Below are 18,599 nucleotides of genomic sequence, written 5' to 3' on the forward strand. Positions count from 1 at the left end.
CTTGTTCCTTCTGAAACAAGCTCTGTTACTTTAACATTTTTATGTCTGCTCGCAGGGCGCTATTTTACACCTACTTCAAATTTAACATAGGCTTAAGGAAGCGAGCAGTGTGTGAACCTTCGACTAACGCCACATCTTCAGGTGTACCTTCTGCAACAATATCACCGCCCCCTTGACCCCCTTCAGGACCAAGGTCTAGGATCCAGTCTGCTGTTTTGACGACATCGAGGTTGTGCTCAATCACCACAACCGTATTGCCGTGATCACGCAATCGATGTAGTACCGTTAATAGCTGCTGAATATCGTGGAAGTGAAGGCCTGTTGTTGGTTCATCAAGAATGTATAAGGTTTTCCCCGTGTCTCGTTTAGACAATTCACGCGCTAATTTAACGCGTTGCGCTTCTCCGCCAGATAAGGTTGTCGCCGCTTGCCCTAGTCGAATATAAGAAAGGCCCACATCCATTAAAGTTTGCAGCTTACGCGCAATAACCGGAACGGGATTGAAGTACTCGCGGGCATCTTCTACCGTCATTTCTAGCACTTCATCAATGGTTTTGCCTTTGTAGCGAACCTCAAGAGTTTCACGGTTATAGCGTTTACCTTTACACACATCACACGGTACATACACATCCGGCAAGAAGTGCATCTCCACCTTGATTACACCGTCTCCCTGACAAGCTTCACAACGACCACCACGAACGTTAAAACTGAATCGACCTGGCTTGTAGCCACGAGATCGTGATTCTTGTGTACCAGCAAATAATTCTCGGATAGGAGTGAAAATACCGGTGTAAGTCGCAGGGTTTGATCTAGGGGTGCGACCGATAGGGCTTTGATCAATATCGATCACTTTATCGAAATGCTCTAAGCCTTTTATCTTTCTGTGCGGTGCCGGAACTGCAGTCGTTGCACCGTTTAATTGAGTGTGGGCGACTTTAAAGAAAGTGTCATTGATTAGTGTTGATTTACCTGAACCTGATACACCCGTAATACAGCTGAACAAACCAACAGGAATCGTCGCGGTCACATTCTTTAGGTTGTTCCCCGTTGCGCCAACGATCTCGACGACTTTCTTTTTGTCGATAGGTGTTCTTTGTTTTGGTACCGCAATTTCTTTGGCACCGCTGAGGTATTGCCCTGTCAAAGAGTTCGGGTTTTCGATGATGTCTTGCATGGTACCTTCTGCAACCACGTGGCCACCGTGAACACCTGCCCCAGGGCCGATATCGATAACATGGTCAGCACAACGGATCGCGTCTTCATCATGCTCAACGACAAGCACGGTATTACCTAAATCTCTGAGGTGAACCAAAGTTTGCAGTAGACGTTCATTATCGCGCTGATGGAGGCCAATTGATGGCTCATCTAGCACATACATAACACCAACTAACCCAGCACCAATTTGACTTGCTAGACGAATTCTCTGAGCTTCACCACCAGACAGTGTTTCCGCGCTGCGTGATAAGTTGAGATAGTTCAAGCCTACATTGACTAAGAAATGCAGGCGGTCATTAATCTCTTTCATTACCTTATCTGCGATCTGCCCACGCTGACCGTCTAACTTCAATTCTTGGAAAAATTGCAGTGCGTCGGCAATGCTGAGTTCAACGATTTCTGGCAATGTTGTATCACCAATGAAAACATTTCTAGCTTCCAGCCTTAAGCGAGTACCACTACAGCTAGAGCAAGATTTTGTTGAGATGTATTTGGCAAGGTCTTCACGTACTGCACTAGATTCAGTGTCATGGTAACGACGTTCTAACGTGTTGAGAATACCTTCAAATGGGTGACGCTTGACTCGGATATCACCACGATCATTGATGTATTTGAATTCGACCTCTGTGCGGCCAGATCCTTTTAAAATGATCTCTTGAGTTTTCTTTGGCAAAGAATTAAATGGTGCATAAAGATCAAAACCATAATGATCCGATAGCGACGTCAGCATCTGAAAATAGTAGTAATTCTTTTGATCCCAGCCTTTAATCGCCCCCTCTGCAACGCTCAGATTCTCATCCAAAATTACTCGACTTGGATCAAAATATTGTTGAACACCAAGGCCATCACAAGTGCCACACGCTCCTGCTGGGTTGTTAAATGAGAATAGGCGAGGCTCAAGTTCTTGCATGCTGTAGCCACACTTTGGACAAGCAAAATTAGCTGAGAACACGATCTCTTCTTGTTCTTTATCATCCATCCAACCGACAACAGCGATACCACCAGATAGCTCTAATGTTGTCTCGAATGATTCAGCCAAACGCTGTTGAAGATCTGGGCGAACCTTGAATCTGTCTACCACGACTTCAATGGTGTGCTTCTTGTGCAGTTCCAATGTTGGTGGATCGGATAAATCACAGGTTTCACCATCAATACGAGCACGGATAAAACCTTGCGCTGCTAGGTTTTCTAGTGTCTTTACATGCTCACCTTTACGTTCTTTGACGATCGGTGCCATCAGCATCATCTTTGAGCCTTCAGGCAGTTCTAATACCTTGTCGACCATCTGGCTGATGGTTTGCGCCGCTAGGGGGATGTTGTGATCAGGACAGCGTGGCTCGCCGACTCGCGCGTAAAGCAGTCTTAGGTAATCGTAGACTTCAGTAATAGTACCGACGGTTGAGCGAGGATTATGCGAAGTCGATTTTTGTTCTATCGAGATGGCTGGAGATAAACCTTCTATGTGGTCGACATCGGGTTTTTCCATAAGAGATAGAAATTGACGGGCGTAGGCCGACAAAGACTCAACATAACGACGTTGACCTTCCGCATAGAGAGTATCAAACGCAAGTGACGACTTTCCTGAACCTGATAAACCGGTGATAACCGTCAGCTTATCACGAGGTATGGTTAGGTTAATGTCTTTGAGGTTATGCGTACGAGCGCCTCTAATTTCTATTTTATCCATCTCAACAGACCATGTAATTTTAAGTGGCTAAAGTATTACATAGAGTGAGATTTGTGCAAAGTTTTACTGGATAAAAAAACAGTAAACAAAAAAAGGCGACTCTTTTGAGTCACCCTTGGAATCATTTAATGTGCTGTTAACCAACCGCTAATGGCTATTAATTAAACAGCTAAACAGCTAAACAGCTAAACAGCGAGTAAGCCAAAATTAGCGATTAAGCTTCTTTTGTTGTTGTGTGCTTACCTAGCTCGATTTGTTGCTGGTCTTTTTTGTATAGGTTTTCAAAGCAGTAGTTTGTTGCTTCGATATAGCCTTCAACACTACCGCAGTCAAAACGTTGGCCTTTAAATTTGTAAGCCAATACGCAGCCTGCTTTTGCTTGTTTTAGCAATGCATCAGTGATCTGGATTTCGCCACCTTTGCCTGGTTCAGTTTGCTCGATAAGCTCAAAGATATCTGGAGTCAAAATGTAACGGCCAATGATTGCTAGATTGCTTGGTGCAGTACCTGGCTCTGGCTTTTCTACCATGTCATCAACGCGGAAAAGGTCGTCTTTGATCATCTCGCCCGAGATAACACCGTATTTGTGTGTTTCGTTTTCAGGTACTTCTTGTACCGCAACGATTGAACATCGAAACTGTTTGTATAACGCAACCATCTGAGCAAGTACGCCTTGCTGCTCGTTAACACAAAGGTCGTCGGCAAGCACGACTGCGAATGGTTCATCACCCACAAGCTCGCGACCCGTTAAGATAGCGTGGCCAAGGCCTTTCATCTCACGTTGGCGAATGTAGGTGAAGTTTGCTGCTTCAATTGTCTCACGGATATTGATCAGCAGGTCTTCTTTATTTGTACCGCTGATCTGGTGCTCAAGTTCGTAGTTCTTATCAAAGTGATCCATCAATGAGTGCTTACCACGACCGGTAACAATGCACATGCCGTCCATACCGGCTTCGATCGCTTCTTCAACGCCGTATTCAATCAGAGGTTTGTTTACTACAGGCATCATTTCTTTGGGCATTGACTTAGTTGCAGGTAAAAAACGTGTACCGTAGCCAGCTGCCGGGAAAAGGCACTTTTTGATCATGATAAGACCCTTTATCTATAATAATTATTGATTCAACCTGAATGGCTGATATTTCTGAGGGCAACTCTAGCATAAGTTATGTCGAAAATTCAGCAACAATCCGTATGGTTTACTAGAGCTTCCCTCAAAATTATCGTCAGTTTAAGAGGCTGATCAATTATGCAAGTAGATTCTGGTTTGCCCATGCAATGGCTTGGACTCTATTTTTAACGGCCAGTTTACGGAATATCTGATAAAGGTGAGATTTAACCGTGAATTCGCTAATAAACAAATCATCGGCTATTTGAGTGTTTGATGAGCCTGATTGAAGGCAGCGAATCACTTGCAACTCTCTAATGGTTAAGTCGACATTGGTGGGGGTTGTATTGGTGTTCACGATGTTTCGATAGTAGAACAACAATTGGCTTGCCACTTTTCTAGGTAGCCAATTGTCTCCATTGATTACCTCTTCAAGCCCTTTCGCTATTTTGGCTTTCTCTTCAGAGTTATAAAAGAGACCTTTTAATACGCCAAACGTAATCAACTCCGATGTGGGAAGAGCTTTGGGGACGTTGAATAGAATGATCTCATGATTTTTCCACATTACGGGTAAATTTGGATGAAGGTTGATTAATCGAGGCACCTCTTTGTAATCAACCAGTAAAATTCGGTTGCTCTGCTTTCGATCAAATAACATCAAATCGTCCGGTGTCATCTTATAAAGGATAATAGATAAGTGCTTTTCTATTTCTTTTACATGTAGATAGTTGTCGCTTGGGTCGATGCATAGAAAGTGTAAAGTGCGAGCGTATCGAGACTTTCTCATTGAAACTCCTTGTTTAGATTGGATTAGATTTCACGTTGTCATGCATGCTTCGGCTTCTTTAGCACCTTGATGGTGACTTGCGTTGAATATCAATTCCTAAAGTAAATGAGTGGTTTGTAAGTGGAGAAAAAAGCAACATCGCTCTGAATATCATGATTTGTTACGTTTTTATTCTTTGTAGTGAGGAGAGAATAGGAATGCGATTTATCACTGCAGAAAAGCATGCTATTCTTGTGCGCTAAAATTTTCTGAGACTATGAATTTAGACGGAGCAAATCATGGCTAGCCGTGGAGTTAACAAAGTTATATTAGTGGGTAACCTAGGTAATGACCCTGAAATTCGTTACATGCCAAATGGCGGCGCAGTAGCGAACATTACCATTGCAACGTCAGAGTCATGGCGTGATAAAGCAACTGGCGAACAGCGTGAAAAAACAGAATGGCACCGTGTTGCTCTGTTTGGCAAGCTAGCGGAAGTTGCTGGTGAGTACCTACGTAAAGGTTCTCAAGTTTACATTGAAGGTCAACTTCAAACGCGTAAATGGCAAGATCAAAGCGGTCAAGATCGCTACACAACAGAAGTCGTTGTTCAAGGCTTCAACGGTGTAATGCAAATGCTTGGCGGTCGTGCTCAAAGCGGTGCTCCTGCTCAAGGTGGTATGGGTAACAACCAACAGCAAGGTAGTTGGGGTCAGCCACAACAGCCACAACAACAACAGCAACAACAATATAGTGCTCCTGCTCAACAGCAGCCGAAAGCACCTCAACAAGCTCCTCAGCAGGCTCAACCTCAATATAATGAGCCGCCAATGGATTTTGATGATGACATCCCATTTTAAGCCCAGTTTTTAATATATTATAAAGACAGTATTAAATTGGAAAAAGCCGCGTTTATCGCGGCTTTTTGTTACCTAGAATTCTTAACGCTTTATTTACAACGTCAATTTATAGTATAAGTAGCAATACGGTATAATGTGAGTTGAAAAGGATTTCGTTATTCATGAGATATACCCCGACACTAAAATTGAGCACTCGATTGGTCGCATTTGTTACTGTGATAGTGATCAGTGCGATGTTCATTCTTTTTATTGGTGGCACACTTTCCTTTAAGCGTATCGGACAGGAATATTTAGACCATTATTTGGTTGGTATTGTCGACGTTGTAGATAAAGAGATGGAAGATCCCGACGCCGCGTATTCGATGCAGCGTTGGATGCCTAAAATGTTGCAGGCAAGCAATATTGTTGAGATGAAGCTCTCGAATCAGACTGGCATCGTTTATCGTTTTAAAGATACCTCCCCACAAATTGATCCTAACCGTCTTTATGAAAGAAGCTTTATTCTAGAGCGAAATGAAGGTTATCGAATCGAGTTTAAAGCACTGCCTCCTTATATTGGTTATAGCTACTCAATGGAAGCGATGTGGTCAATTACTTTGGCTGTTGCATTGATCCTATTCTGCCTGGCTCGTGGTGTTCGTTGGTTGAAAGAACAGTTGATGGGTTCTGAGATCTTGGAAGAGCGAGGAAGAATGATCTTAGCTGGGCAAGTTGAGGCTCATGCAAAGGGAGATGAACTTGAATGGCCATATACGGCGAGTGAAGCCTTGGATGTATTGATCGAAGAGTTACAAGATGCTCGTCAAGAAAGAAGCCGCTTTGATACCTTTATTCGTACCCATACTTTCCTAGACAAACTCACGGGCACAGCAAACCGAGTCCTATTCGATAACAAGCTTGAATCGGCTTTACATGAAAGCGGTGCTCGAGGTGGTGTGTTACTGATACGTATCGATGAATGGGAGCAAGTTCATGATGCTAATGACAAGCAAATCACTGACGGATTTATTATTGAAGTTGGCGAAGTCTTGTCGAATATTGTTCAACGCTATCCTGATGTTATTTTTTCTCGCTATTACGAAGCAGACTTTGCGGTGTTTGTTCCACATCAGGGGGCAAAAGATATTGCGACCTTGGCCGCTCAATGCTTGAGACAGTTAGACAAGCTAACTCCACCCGAACCTTTAGAGTCTGATAATTGGTGCCATATTGGCGTAACCATGTATACCGAAGGTGAGCGCCATAGCCAGATCATGGATGAAACGGAAACAGCATTAAAGAGTGCCCAGCTGGAGCGCATTAATAACTGGAGCCGTTACCCTAAGCAGAATACAAATGAGCTTGAGAGAGGCAGTGTTCGCTGGAGAACATTGCTGGATAAAGCCCTGCTTCCTGAAAACTTAGTAATCTTTGCTCAGCGATGTTATCTTATCCCGGAGTTGGGTCAAGTTAATGAATTACATAGAGAAATATTCACTAGAATTCAGGATCCTGATAAAGGTTTATTGAAATCGTCTCGATTTATGCCTGCGGTAGAACAAGTGGGTTATCAAGCTCAAATGGACCAATCGGTTCTAAAGGTTTTGTTGAAATCGCTGAAAGAGTCAACTCAGACTCTCAATTACTCGGTCAACCTCAATGTTACTCCATTTGCGAGTAAACAGCATTTTAAGTGGTTTAGAAGTGAGTTGTTACAGCTCTCTGCTCAACACCGCTCTCAGCTTGCGTTTGAGTTTCCAGAAGGGCACTTGATTGCCCATCTTGATTATATGAGACCGGTGGCAAAGATGTTGCGAGGTTTAGGGTGTAAAATTGTGGTTGGCCAAGCTGGACGAACCATTGTTAGTACTCACTATATAAAGGACTTAAAGGTTAATTACATTAAGCTTCATCGAAGCTTAATAAAGAAAATCGATCAAAGGCATGAGAACCAACTGTTTGTCCGAAGCTTAATTGGTGCATGCGGTGACTCTCCAACTCAAGTTATTGCAGTTGGAGTCGAGACAAAACAAGAAAAGAATACCTTGATAGAGTTAGGCATTAACGGCTATCAAGGGAGGTATTTCGACGAAGAACAACAAATTATCCCTTTGCCTAATCAAGCTGAAAAGGCCGCGAAAGCGGAATCTGTTGTAAAAGTTGGACGAAGAAATCGATGGCGTAAGAGTAGTACTTAAGAATGAATTTTAAAGCGATTTTAGACAAGATAAAGCCAACGAATAATAAAGGTAGTTCTCAAGTTGTCCTACTGGGCAATGACGCCATTTATATTTCATCGACAGAGCAAGAACATCAAGTAACCAGTATTCCTGTAGTTAACGGTGACTGGGAAAGCGCACTGAAGAAATCGCTTAATAGTGAGGCGTTTACTAGCAACAGCTTGCAATTAATTGTTTGTGCTAACTACTACCAAACTTTCCAAATTGATAAACCGGATATTCCAGAGAGCGAATGGTCAGTTGCCCTGCCTTTTTTACTGAAAGACCTTGTTTCTGAAAGAGTGACAGAGATTACCGCTAGTGCGGTCGCGCTTCCGACGTCGAACAAGCTACAAGTGTATGTTTTGCCTAAAAAGCTGTTAGACAAACTTCTGAATATTACTCATTCAGCTCAGGTAGAACTCAGTGGTGTTGCTCCTGAAGATGAAATCTGGGGTTACAGTGCTGGCGAATTGTCTAATTTCATCCTTTTACAACGCAGCGCCAATTCACACTTTAAGCTGGGTGCGTTTGTTGAAAATACCGTTTGCTTTCAAAGAACCATCCGCAGCGTTGTACCGCCTTTAACGGGGGTTGCATCGAGTGCTCTTCAGTTAGATGGTCTTGCCTTAGAACTCCAACGCTCGATTGATTACCTTTCTTCTCAAATTAAAGGTACTCAACTTCATCAGTTGAAAATCTGCTGTGATGAGGAAAATGAGGCTGAATTACAAGGTGTGTTAAACAACACATTGAGTTCTACTGTTTCTCTATTAGTTGAGGGGGAGCGCGAAAACTCAGAAAGCTTATTGGTTAAGCTTGCGGCTGAAAAAACTGTTTTTAACGTCAATCTTTACCCTGAACATCTCAAGCCTAAGAAAGAATATTTTACGCTGACGAATGTTGTTGCGAGCTGGGGGCTAGTTTGTGTGCTGCTGCTTGGTGGTTACTTTGTGATGCAGTATCAAGTTTCCAATCTAGATAAAGCTCTAACAGCTTTGCAACATGAATCGAGTCAGCTTAACAAGCAAGTTAACCAATTGAATAGTAAGTTAACTCAGCATAAACCGTCTCCAGAGAAGGTAGCGGCTGTTGCGCGTCTCAAACGTGAGACTCAGGCTAAAAAAGAGGCGTTGAAGGCGGTCGGACAATACGACGAATCTCAACAAGTCGGGTATTCTGGCGTCATGAATTCCTTAGCTAAATTAGGCCGAAATGACATCTCTCTTTCGCACATCTACATGACTCACGATACTTTAGATCTTAGTGGCTTTGCTCGTAATGCAAATGTAGTTCCTAATTGGATTGGTCAGTTTAAAAGTGAGCTTAATTTAGTTGGACGTGCTTTTGAAAAACTAAAAATTGGTCGCAATGATCAGGACGTGGTGACGTTTGAGTTAAGTACTCGCAGGGAGAGCAAATAATGCAGCAATGGAACCAGCTCAGCGATAAGTTTCTTGCATTAAGTCAGAGAGAGAAATGGCTACTTTTCGTGTGTGGTTTTATTGGCCTATCCATGTTGTTGTTCACCTTGTTGGTTGAGCCTGCGTATCTCGATTTACAGGCTAAAAATGCTAAGGCGATGAATCTGACTCAGTCAAACCAGAGACAGCAAGGTGAGTTGCTCGTTCTTCAAGCGAAGTTAAACAAAGACCCAGACAAAGAGATTAATCGAGAGTACAAAAAACTGCTGGTGGAGAGCCAAGACCTGTCACTTCAGCTTTCCCAGATTGTCGATGGGCTGATCACGCCTTCTCAAATGTCTCAGCTATTGGAGAGCGTTCTTAATGCCGGAAACGGACTTAAGCTCGAATCGCTAGAGTCGTTAAAACCAGAAGCGATTTCGGATAATCAAGAGACCAGTGAATACTCAGGCTACTTTCTTCACCCTGTAAGAATGGAATTGACCGGCAGTTACTTTGATATCTCAGCTTATCTACAAGCGCTTGAGTCTCTTCCTGTCAGTTATTACTGGCGCACATTTCAGTACTCAGTTGAAGAATATCCTAAAGCTCGACTGGTGTTCGAGGTTTACACGCTAGGCACTAGACAGGAGTTTATCGGTGGTTAGAACTCTTTTGATGTCATTACTTTTTATTAGCCAAGTGGCTTGGGCTGAACAGGATCCTACGGCGCCATTAGGTTGGTTGACGCCACAACAAAAAACAACGTCAGCTAAAAAGGCGCCAACTCGTTACCGCTTACCTTCTCTAGAAAGCATTGTGTGCAAAGGCGATACACCTTGCTATGCCATTATGAATGGTCAGATTCTCGGTCAAGGAGAAACGATCAGAGGGTACCGAGTTAAGAACATAGATCCAGAATACGTCACTCTGCAGAGAAGCTCTAAGCAGTGGAAATTAGAGATGTTCTCTTTAGATGTTAAGAATAATTAAGGTTAGAGTGAAGACATGCGTAAACTTGTAGTAGCAATCCTAGTGTCATCTTTAGTCGGCTGTTCGATGGGGCATCGAGATCCTGTTGAGATCAAAGAGTCTTTAAACGAATCGATTAATGAAGCGAATAGTAAAGCGCTTCGTGATCTCCCTTCGTCGGTACAAGATGACTTGATGCCTCAGCTTAATTCGGATGCCATGTCTCCGGGTATGGAAACGGTTAAGCGTTTTCGTATTCAAGCTAAAGGTGTTGAAGCGAGAACCTTTTTTGCTAGCTTAGTAAAAGGCACCGAATACAGCGCGGCTATTCACCCAAGCGTTGCCGGGAAGCTGACTTTAAACCTGACCGATGTGACGTTAGACGAGGTACTGGCTGTCGCTCAGGATATGTATGGCTACGATATTGAGAAACGTGGCAAAGTGATCCAGATTTACCCTGCAGGTCTGCGCACGGTTACGATCCCGGTTGATTACTTACAAGTGAAGCGTTCAGGTCGCTCATTGACCACGATCACCACAGGCACTATCTCGAACTCAGACAACAATTCGTCAAGCTCATCAAGTTCAGACTCTAACTCGTCGAACTCATCTAATTCTTCTAACTCATCGAATGCGACATCGAACGGTGGTACAGAGATTGAAACGACCTCTGAAAGTGATTTCTGGCCACAGCTTGAAGCGGCCGTTGCTCACCTCATTGGTTCTGGTGACGGGCAGAGCGTTGTCGTGACCCCGCAAGCGAGTGTGATTACCGTGCGTGCTTACCCTGACGAAATTCGTGAGGTTCGAGAGTTCTTAGGCATCTCTCAAAAACGCCTGCAGCGTCAAGTGATCCTAGAAGCTAAAATCATGGAAGTGACCTTGAGTGATGGTTATCAGCAAGGTATCAGCTGGTCCAATTTATCGAAATCTATTGGCAGCGGTGGTGTGGTAATTGATCGTCCGGCAAGTACTTTACCGCCGTTAGATGCAATCAGCTCCTTGTTAGGCGGACAGACCAACGTAACGATTTCAGATGGCAGCTTTGAAGCAGTTTTGAGCTTTATGGATACTCAAGGCGACCTTAATGTTCTATCGAGCCCGCGAGTAACGGCAGCGAATAACCAGAAAGCGGTTATCAAAGTGGGAACCGATGAATATTACGTAACAGATTTATCTAGCTCGGTCGGTAGTGGTGATAACGCGAATGTGGCTCCTGAAGTCGAACTCACCCCATTTTTCTCTGGTATATCTTTGGATGTAACTCCTCAGATAGATGATAAAGGCGGGGTATTCTTACATGTTCACCCTGCCGTTATTGAGGTTGAGGAAGAAGTGAAAGAGCTTAACCTTGGTTCAACGACGGGTTTGGTGCAGCTTCCTTTAGCGAAAAGCTCAATTCGAGAATCAGACTCAGTGATTCGTGCCAAAGATGGCGATGTGGTTGTGATTGGCGGGTTAATGAAATCCAACACCACTGATGTTACCTCTAAAGTACCATTTCTCGGTGATATTCCAGCTTTAGGGCATTTGTTCCGTAATACCAATCAGTTAACGCAAAAAACGGAGCTTGTAATCTTACTTAAGCCAACGATCGTGGGTGTGAATACTTGGCAAAATGAGTTAGAGCGTTCTCGAGATCTATTGCAGCAGTGGTTCCCTGATGAAGAGTAATCGCTCACTTTCTCAATGTAGATTGGCAGCATCTAACTAAGCTAGGTCATCTTATGTATCAAGCTCACTTTGGGTTTAAACAGCTGCCATTTACCTTAACGCCGAATACTGATTTCTTTTATGGTTTAGCGCCTCATTTCGAAGCGATTCAGACGGTGATCTCGGCGTTAGAAATGGGCGAAGGCGTGATTAAGGTCACCGGAGAGGTGGGTACTGGAAAAACCATGGTTTGTCGGATGTTGGTCAATCATCTAAATGATTGTACTGCTCTTATTTACCTACCAAACCCTGTGCTCTCTGGTGCTGACTTACGCCAAGCCGTCGCTAAAGAACTGGGTTTGACTATCGATAATGAAGCAACCTTAGTTGATAACATTCAGCATAAGCTCATTGAGTTACACAACTCAGGTTTAAGAGTGGTAGCTATTCTTGATGAGGCTCAAGCTCTATCGGATGAAGCTCTCGAAACATTAAGGTTGTTCGGTAACCTTGAAACTGAAGATAAAAAACTGCTGCAAATTGTTTTATTAGGGCAGCCTGAGTTGGATGCTCGATTAGAGGCTTATCACCTTAGGCAGTTTCGTCAAAGAATTACGTTTAGTTCAACACTGAGGCCGCTGACTCTCGATGAAACGGTGGCGTATATTGATAATCGGATTGCTAAATCGGGTGGTAATTCTGAATTGTTCAGTTTGAATCAAAAAAAGGCGATTTGTCGCTCATCGCTAGGTATTCCAAGATTGATAAATCAACTATGCCACAAGGCTCTTTTGCTCTCGTTCAGTGAAGATAAGAAACGTATCGATAACCAGCACCTGTTTTCAGCCATGCATGAAACTTACGATGTATGTAAGCCTAAATTTAAAACGCCAATACTGTGGGGTTGGAATTAACTATGAGCGTCATTAATAACGCCTTGTCTGAATTAGCAAAGAAAAAATCAGCGACTTCGATAGAAGCGGCAGTGGTGCCTAAAGTAAAAACACGCTCCCCATTGGTTTGGGTTGTCGCAGGATTCACTTTGAGCTTAGCTATGGGCGGGTGGGCAATATCACAAGGCCCTGCCGTTGAACACTCAATCTCAACTCGAGATACACAAGTTCAGGTTTCTGTCGTAGAGAGTTCGAGAGAAATGCAGGATGTTGTTACTCAAACTCTCTCATCGCCAACCAAGAAATTAGTTACGCTAGATGTAACGCCCCGCTCGGCAGAAAGCACTGTGGCGGCAAATAGTGTTCAAGCTAAGTCAACGAAAGCGTCTAGTACTCCTAAAGTGATAAAACCCCACGTTGCGTCTAAACCGTTAAGTGCGCCAAAAACGACTAAGACTGAAGTTCCCCAACCGATTTACGTTGCTAGCGTGGCAAAGAAAGATCTGGTCCCTATCTCTAATGAAATAGAATCTTCTGACAGCTCAGCAAATAGCGAAATGTTGATTGAACAGGTAGAGCTAACGCCTGAGCAATTATCGGAGAATGCACAAGGGCGAGCTCAGAAAGCGCTTGATGCGAACGATCTTACTGGTGCGTTGAAAGGCTATACCGAAGCTCTACGCTATACGCCACGAAATGAAGATGTCCGTCAGAAACTCGCAATTCTCTATTTTGGTAAGGGCGATACTCGTAAAGCCTATGAGCTTTATCAATCAGGTATCAAACTTAATACCAATAGTGAAAAGCTGCGCCTAGGTTTATCAAAACTGCTAGTCAAAGCAAATCAAGCAGAAGCCGCTTTGAGTCCATTAGTACACTTACCGCCAAGTCCAACCAAGGATTATTTGGCAATGCGTGCGGCATTAAGTCAAAAATCTCAGCAAGAAGACATCGCGCTCGAGAGTTACCAAAAGTTAGTCGAGGTTGATTCAGACAATGCTCGCTGGTGGCTTGGTCTTGCGATTCAACAAGAGCGTCAGCTTGATTTCTCTGCTGCAAAAGAGTCATACCAAGGTGCCTTAACCAGAGTTGGAATTTCATCTCAATCGCAAAACTTTGTGCGTGACCGCTTAAAAATAATCAAAGCTTTAGAGGAGAGTGGCGATGCAAATTAGATTAAGAAAAAGGCTAGGTGATTTGCTCGTCGAAGAGGGAATCATTACTGAGGCCCAAGTTGAACAAGCTCTTGCTGCTCAAAAAAGTACCGGTCGTAAGCTAGGTGATGCGCTGATTGAGCTTGGTTTCTTGTCAGAACAACAGATGTTGAGTTTCTTGTCTCAGCAACTCGCTATTCCTCTCATTGATTTAAGTCGAGCCGTTGTTGATGTTGAGGCGGTGCAGCTTTTACCTGAAGTACATGCTCGTCGCCTTCGTGCATTGGTGATTGGACGACAAGGCGATACGTTACGTGTCGCCATGAGTGATCCTGCGGATTTGTTTGCTCAGGAATCTTTGCTTGGGCAATTGGGTGACTACGCGCTTGAATTCGTTGTCGCTCAAGAAAGACAATTAGTGGATGGCTTTGATCGCTATTACCGTCGAACCAAAGAAATTGCTTCTTTCGCCGAGCAGCTTCATGCAGAACACCAAGTCAATGATGCCTTTGATTTTGATATTGCTGGTGAAGACAGTGACGAAGTTACGGTCGTTAAGCTGATAAATTCGCTATTTGAAGATGCAATCCAAGTCGGTGCATCTGATATTCATATTGAGCCAGATTCAAACGTATTGCGTCTTCGTCAGCGTATTGATGGCGTGCTGCATGAAACACTGCTGAATGAAGTGAATATTGCCTCTGCACTTGTACTGCGTTTGAAGCTGATGGCAAATCTTGATATCTCAGAGAAACGTCTTCCTCAAGATGGTCGTTTTAACATTCGAGCCAAAGGTCAGTCTGTTGATATTCGTATGTCGACTATGCCAGTGCAGCACGGTGAGTCCGTGGTTATGCGTCTTCTCAACCAATCAGCCGGCCTGCGTAAATTGGAAGCATCAGGTATACCAAGTGATTTGTTGGTTCGACTTCGTCAACAGTTACGCCGCCCACATGGCATGATCTTAGTTACTGGTCCTACAGGTTCAGGTAAAACAACCACCCTTTATGGTGCGTTAAGCGAATTAAACGAGCCGGGCAAAAAGATAATTACCGCGGAAGATCCGGTGGAATACCGTCTTCCTCGTGTGAACCAAGTTCAGGTAAACCCTAAGATCAATCTCGACTTCTCTACTATCCTCAGAACTTTTCTTCGTCAGGATCCCGATATCATCCTTATTGGTGAGATGCGTGACCACGAAACCGTTGAGATTGGTTTGAGAGCCGCACTGACTGGTCACTTAGTTTTAAGTACGTTGCATACCAATGATGCAGTAGACAGTGCGCTACGTATGATGGATATGGGCGCCCCAGGCTATTTGGTCGCGAGTGCAGTTCGAGCGGTAGTGGCACAGCGATTGGTTCGCAAAGTGTGTACTGATTGTAAGGTTGAGGATGAATTGGATGAACCTCGTAAGCAGTGGTTGAGCGTACGTTTCCCAAATCAAGTAGCTGTACCGTTTATGAAAGGTCGTGGTTGCCAAAACTGTAATTTAACCGGTTATCGCGGGCGTATTGGTGTATTTGAAATGTTGGAGCTAGAGCAAGACATGATGGATGCACTCAGAGCGAATGATGCGGTTGGCTTTGCTCAAACGGCAAGGCGGTCTAAAAACTACAAACCGTTGTTGGCTTCTGCGATGGAGCTAGCATTGCAAGGTGTCGTGAGCCTCGATGAGATCATGCACCTTGGTGAAGGCGATGCTTCCGGTGCTACTGACCCAATTTATCTGTAGGGGTAGAGTGATATGCCAACGTATCGTTATGTAGGTCGCAGTTCTGATGGCAGCCAGGTTACGGGTCAATTAGATGCGAATAACGAAGATCTTGCTGCAGAAAGTTTGATGAGTAAGGGGATTATTCCCACCTCAATCAAGCTTGGTAAAAGTGGTGGTTCAGTCTTGGATATGGATGTATCGAGCCTGTTTTCACCGAATGTGCCTCTTGAAGTCTTGGTTCTATTTTGTCGACAGTTATACAGTCTAACCAAAGCGGGTGTTCCATTACTGAGGTCGATGAAAGGCCTAACCCAAAATTGTGAAAACAAACAGCTGAAAGCAGCGCTAGAAGAAGTGGTTGCTGAGCTAACTAATGGTCGTGGGTTATCGGCATCAATGCAGATGCACCCAAAAGTGTTTAGTCCGTTATTTGTCTCGATGATCGGGGTTGGTGAAAATACCGGTCGTTTAGATCAAGCTTTGCTGCAATTAGCTGGATATTACGAACAAGAGGTCGAAACTCGTAAGCGAATCAAGACCGCGATGCGTTATCCAACGTTTGTTATCGCCTTTATAACCGTTGCTATGTTTGTCTTGAATACACAAGTGATACCTCAGTTCTCTAGCATGTTCGCACGTTTTGGCGTCGACCTACCGCTACCCACTCGTATTTTGATTGGTATGTCGGAGTTCTTTGTTAATTACTGGGGCTTAATGCTTGGCGTGATTTTTGGTCTTATCTTTGCTTTTAAAGCATGGGTGAAAACAGATGACGGTCTAGAAAAGTGGGATAGGTTACGCTTAAAAATACCAGTGATTGGTGGGGTAGTGAATCGAGCACTACTTTCGCGTTTCTCTCGTACTTTCGCATTGATGTTGAAAGCGGGAGTGCCATTGAATCAGTCATTAGCGTTATCGGCTGAGGCGTTAGATAACCGCTTTTTAGAACTGCGAGTTCAGGCTATGAAAGCGGCAATAGAAGCGGGTAGTACGGTTTCATCTACCGCGATCAACAGCGAAATTTTCACACCATTGGTGATACAAATGATTTCGGTGGGTGAAGAAACAGGTCGTATTGATGAGCTGTTACTTGAGGTGTCAGATTTTTATGATCGAGAAGTCGATTATGACTTAAAGACCTTGACGGCAAGGATCGAACCTATTCTATTGGTGGTTGTGGCTGGTATGGTGCTGATCTTAGCTCTGGGTATTTTCCTACCGATGTGGGGAATGCTGGATGCAATCAAAGGCTAGGGAATGCTAAATAACCTACAACGCTCACGTTTTGTTATTTGGAGTGTCGTTATTCTTTTTCTTATTGTGGGAGTGCTCTCTGCCTTTAAGACGGTAGAAGAAGAAGCGACTAACACGGCATTGATTGTCGCGAGTAAGCGAATTTTAGAGCAAGCAAACCTGTTCAAACAGAAGTATCTGTTATCGGGCGCTGAGCAAGGCAATGACACGGAACATCCTAAACGTTATAGCCGAACAGGCTGGGTGATGCCGATTCGAGGAGATGAGCGAGACTGCAATTATTGGCTAGATCAATTGTATCCTCAAGGGAGCATTTTTGGGCTCAGCTATCCAGGTGTTGAAGATAAAAGTGATAACATACAGTTTCATTGCAGTTATCATTATAGTGATAAGTATCAGATAGATATATTAATCAAGAAAGAGCGGTTTAGTGTGAAAGCCAATATTTTGGCTTTGTGAAAATATTGACAGTTTTTGTATGGTTTTATACGAGCGTGAATGTATAATGCGCGTTAATAATTAGATGAGTAGGTAGAAAATGCTTAAGAATCAAAAGGGTTTCTCCCTTGTCGAATTAGTCATAGTGATCGTGGTCGTTGGTTTATTGGCGGTAGCTGCTTTACCTCGTTTTCTCGATGTGACAGATGAAGCTAAGAAATCAAGCATTGAAGGCGTCGCTGGTGGTTTTGCAACCGCAGTTTTGTCGGCGAGAGCACAGTGGGAAGCTGAAGCTAGGCCATCTGAGAAGATAGGTGTTGAAACATACAATACTGTAAATTATGATGGTGTTGATTTTTGGTTAACAAGATCAAAGAACAGTAGCAACGTCGATACTGACTTTCGAGATGGCTATCCGTGGACTCTAAATAATAATTCGGGCACCGCGCCACAAGATATTTCAGATAAAACATGTTCTGAGTTGATGGAAAACTTGCTGCAAAATCCACCTAAAGTAGGTGCAGTGGCAGATGTCGCTAACGACTCAAATTACAAATATTCAGCGCAAGCGAATTCAGGTGATGCAACGTGTACTTACATTCAGTTAGAAGGTAATACCGAGCACCAATTTGTTTACGAAATTAAAACTGGTCGTGTGACCGTAACTTTGCAGTAAGTCTGCGTAAAATTAAACATAGAGAGAGCTTAACTATGAAAAGACAAGGCGGTTTCACCCTAATCGAACTAGTGGTTGTAATTGTTATTCTAGGTATTCTTGCTGTAACTGCGGCACCACGTTTCTTGAACCTGCAAGATGATGCGAAGAACGCTACTCTTGAAGGTCTAGCTGGTGCTATTCAAGGTGCTTCGGGCATTATTTACGGCAAGGCTGCAATCGCAGGTATTGAATCTACTTCTGGCGCAGTTAGTACTGGTGTGGGTACGCAAAGTATTGAGACAGTTTTTGGTTACCCAGAAGCATCATCTACAGCGATTTCTGCAATTGTTCAGGGTGTTGGTGTTGGTGAAGATTTTGAATTTATTAAAGATGTTACAGCGGGCACTGTTGTAACGTTTGGTATTAAAGATTACACAACCAGTTGTGTAAAATATACTGAGGCTAAAGATAAAAATACAGCGCCTGTAATTGTTGTAACAGACACTGCTACGGAATGTACTGTAACCCAATAACTTGACTAGATTTTTCTAGGCCAGCATGAGTGCTGGCCTTTTTTCTATCCAAAGCACATAAATATCAAAACTATTCATATACATAAGAGCGTA

General features: G+C 43.6%; 16 protein-coding genes. 13 read left to right on the forward strand and 3 right to left on the reverse strand.

Translation table 11 applies throughout. The features are described 5' to 3' along the window. Positions 1-70: 70 nt before the first annotated feature. The 3 genes from uvrA to BCU75_RS01745 all read right to left on the reverse strand — a co-directional run bounded on the left by uvrA (position 71) and on the right by BCU75_RS01745 (position 4,794). Entirely contained in the window at positions 71-2,902 is a 2,832-nt protein-coding gene (gene uvrA, locus BCU75_RS01735) for an excinuclease ABC subunit UvrA (RefSeq protein WP_102472779.1), read from the reverse strand. Between the two features lie 214 nt (positions 2,903-3,116). Continuing rightward, positions 3,117-3,989, reverse strand: coding sequence for a UTP--glucose-1-phosphate uridylyltransferase GalU (galU, locus tag BCU75_RS01740; protein WP_076676265.1), 873 nt, complete (start codon positions 3,987-3,989; stop codon positions 3,117-3,119). 157 nt (positions 3,990-4,146) lie between these two features. Then, the gene (locus BCU75_RS01745) at positions 4,147-4,794 is read right to left on the reverse strand and encodes a LuxR C-terminal-related transcriptional regulator (protein WP_102472780.1); all 648 of its coding nucleotides are present in this window, start codon (positions 4,792-4,794) and stop codon (positions 4,147-4,149) included. Positions 4,795-5,072: 278 nt separating this feature from the next. Here BCU75_RS01745 and BCU75_RS01750 point away from each other — a divergent pair, with 278 nt between their 5' ends. The 13 genes from BCU75_RS01750 (at position 5,073) to BCU75_RS01810 (ending at position 18,506) form a co-directional block, all read left to right on the forward strand. After that, entirely contained in the window at positions 5,073-5,633 is a 561-nt protein-coding gene (locus tag BCU75_RS01750) for a single-stranded DNA-binding protein (protein WP_102472781.1), read from the forward strand. A gap of 161 nt (positions 5,634-5,794) precedes the next feature. Continuing rightward, positions 5,795-7,810, forward strand: a complete 2,016-nt coding sequence (gene csrD, locus BCU75_RS01755) for an RNase E specificity factor CsrD (RefSeq protein ID WP_102472782.1) — start codon at positions 5,795-5,797, stop codon at positions 7,808-7,810. A gap of 2 nt (positions 7,811-7,812) precedes the next feature. Further along, positions 7,813-9,255: an MSHA biogenesis protein MshI gene (locus tag BCU75_RS01760; protein ID WP_102472783.1), complete on the forward strand. Its 1,443-nt coding sequence runs from the start codon at positions 7,813-7,815 to the stop codon at positions 9,253-9,255. Continuing rightward, positions 9,255-9,902 carry a type 4a pilus biogenesis protein PilO gene (gene pilO / locus BCU75_RS01765; RefSeq protein ID WP_102472784.1) on the forward strand — a complete coding sequence of 216 codons (648 nt, stop codon included), beginning with the start codon at positions 9,255-9,257 and terminating at the stop codon, positions 9,900-9,902. The genes BCU75_RS01760 and pilO overlap by 1 nt, the downstream gene beginning before the upstream one ends. Further along, entirely contained in the window at positions 9,895-10,227 is a 333-nt protein-coding gene (locus BCU75_RS01770; RefSeq protein ID WP_076676254.1) for an MSHA biogenesis protein MshK, read from the forward strand. Before pilO ends, BCU75_RS01770 begins: the two co-directional genes overlap by 8 nt. Positions 10,228-10,242: 15 nt before the next feature. Next, positions 10,243-11,880, forward strand: a complete 1,638-nt coding sequence (gene mshL / locus BCU75_RS01775) for a pilus (MSHA type) biogenesis protein MshL (protein WP_076676252.1) — start codon at positions 10,243-10,245, stop codon at positions 11,878-11,880. A 53-nt stretch (positions 11,881-11,933) separates the two neighbouring features. Further along, positions 11,934-12,773 carry an ExeA family protein gene (locus BCU75_RS01780; protein WP_076676250.1) on the forward strand — a complete coding sequence of 280 codons (840 nt, stop codon included), beginning with the start codon at positions 11,934-11,936 and terminating at the stop codon, positions 12,771-12,773. 2 nt (positions 12,774-12,775) lie between these two features. Continuing rightward, positions 12,776-13,927 (forward strand): tetratricopeptide repeat protein, encoded by a 1,152-nt coding sequence (locus tag BCU75_RS01785; protein WP_076676248.1) that lies wholly within the window; start codon positions 12,776-12,778, stop codon positions 13,925-13,927. Continuing rightward, the gene (locus tag BCU75_RS01790; RefSeq protein WP_054541400.1) at positions 13,917-15,641 is read left to right on the forward strand and encodes a GspE/PulE family protein; all 1,725 of its coding nucleotides are present in this window, start codon (positions 13,917-13,919) and stop codon (positions 15,639-15,641) included. The genes BCU75_RS01785 and BCU75_RS01790 overlap by 11 nt, the downstream gene beginning before the upstream one ends. A gap of 12 nt (positions 15,642-15,653) precedes the next feature. Further along, a complete protein-coding gene (locus BCU75_RS01795) occupies positions 15,654-16,877 on the forward strand; it encodes a type II secretion system F family protein (protein WP_076676246.1) in 1,224 nt (407 codons plus the stop codon). 3 nt (positions 16,878-16,880) lie between these two features. After that, positions 16,881-17,336 (forward strand): MSHA biogenesis protein MshF, encoded by a 456-nt coding sequence (locus tag BCU75_RS01800; RefSeq protein ID WP_102472785.1) that lies wholly within the window; start codon positions 16,881-16,883, stop codon positions 17,334-17,336. A gap of 79 nt (positions 17,337-17,415) precedes the next feature. After that, a complete protein-coding gene (locus tag BCU75_RS01805; RefSeq protein WP_076676242.1) occupies positions 17,416-17,991 on the forward strand; it encodes a prepilin-type N-terminal cleavage/methylation domain-containing protein in 576 nt (191 codons plus the stop codon). Positions 17,992-18,026: 35 nt separating this feature from the next. Then, the gene (locus BCU75_RS01810) at positions 18,027-18,506 is read left to right on the forward strand and encodes a type II secretion system protein (RefSeq protein ID WP_076676240.1); all 480 of its coding nucleotides are present in this window, start codon (positions 18,027-18,029) and stop codon (positions 18,504-18,506) included. Positions 18,507-18,599: the final 93 nt, after the last annotated feature.

Origin of the sequence: Vibrio splendidus, from assembly GCF_002873455.1 — a bacterium.
Lineage (GTDB): Bacteria > Pseudomonadota > Gammaproteobacteria > Enterobacterales > Vibrionaceae > Vibrio > Vibrio splendidus_J.

What these genes read in the sequence shown, in the direction of transcription:
- pilO (WP_102472784.1), top strand. Translation starts at nt 9,255, where the DNA reads ATGCAGCAATGGAACCAGCTCAGCGATAAGTTTCTTGCATTAAGTCAG.
- BCU75_RS01760 (WP_102472783.1), top strand. Translation starts at nt 7,813, where the DNA reads ATGAATTTTAAAGCGATTTTAGACAAGATAAAGCCAACGAATAATAAA.
- BCU75_RS01810 (WP_076676240.1), top strand. Translation starts at nt 18,027, where the DNA reads ATGAAAAGACAAGGCGGTTTCACCCTAATCGAACTAGTGGTTGTAATT.
- uvrA (WP_102472779.1), bottom strand. Translation starts at nt 2,902, where the DNA reads ATGGATAAAATAGAAATTAGAGGCGCTCGTACGCATAACCTCAAAGAC.
- BCU75_RS01795 (WP_076676246.1), top strand. Translation starts at nt 15,654, where the DNA reads ATGCCAACGTATCGTTATGTAGGTCGCAGTTCTGATGGCAGCCAGGTT.
- csrD (WP_102472782.1), top strand. Translation starts at nt 5,795, where the DNA reads ATGAGATATACCCCGACACTAAAATTGAGCACTCGATTGGTCGCATTT.
- BCU75_RS01745 (WP_102472780.1), bottom strand. Translation starts at nt 4,794, where the DNA reads ATGAGAAAGTCTCGATACGCTCGCACTTTACACTTTCTATGCATCGAC.
- BCU75_RS01780 (WP_076676250.1), top strand. Translation starts at nt 11,934, where the DNA reads ATGTATCAAGCTCACTTTGGGTTTAAACAGCTGCCATTTACCTTAACG.
- BCU75_RS01805 (WP_076676242.1), top strand. Translation starts at nt 17,416, where the DNA reads ATGCTTAAGAATCAAAAGGGTTTCTCCCTTGTCGAATTAGTCATAGTG.
- BCU75_RS01750 (WP_102472781.1), top strand. Translation starts at nt 5,073, where the DNA reads ATGGCTAGCCGTGGAGTTAACAAAGTTATATTAGTGGGTAACCTAGGT.
- BCU75_RS01785 (WP_076676248.1), top strand. Translation starts at nt 12,776, where the DNA reads ATGAGCGTCATTAATAACGCCTTGTCTGAATTAGCAAAGAAAAAATCA.
- BCU75_RS01790 (WP_054541400.1), top strand. Translation starts at nt 13,917, where the DNA reads ATGCAAATTAGATTAAGAAAAAGGCTAGGTGATTTGCTCGTCGAAGAG.
- BCU75_RS01800 (WP_102472785.1), top strand. Translation starts at nt 16,881, where the DNA reads ATGCTAAATAACCTACAACGCTCACGTTTTGTTATTTGGAGTGTCGTT.
- galU (WP_076676265.1), bottom strand. Translation starts at nt 3,989, where the DNA reads ATGATCAAAAAGTGCCTTTTCCCGGCAGCTGGCTACGGTACACGTTTT.
- mshL (WP_076676252.1), top strand. Translation starts at nt 10,243, where the DNA reads ATGCGTAAACTTGTAGTAGCAATCCTAGTGTCATCTTTAGTCGGCTGT.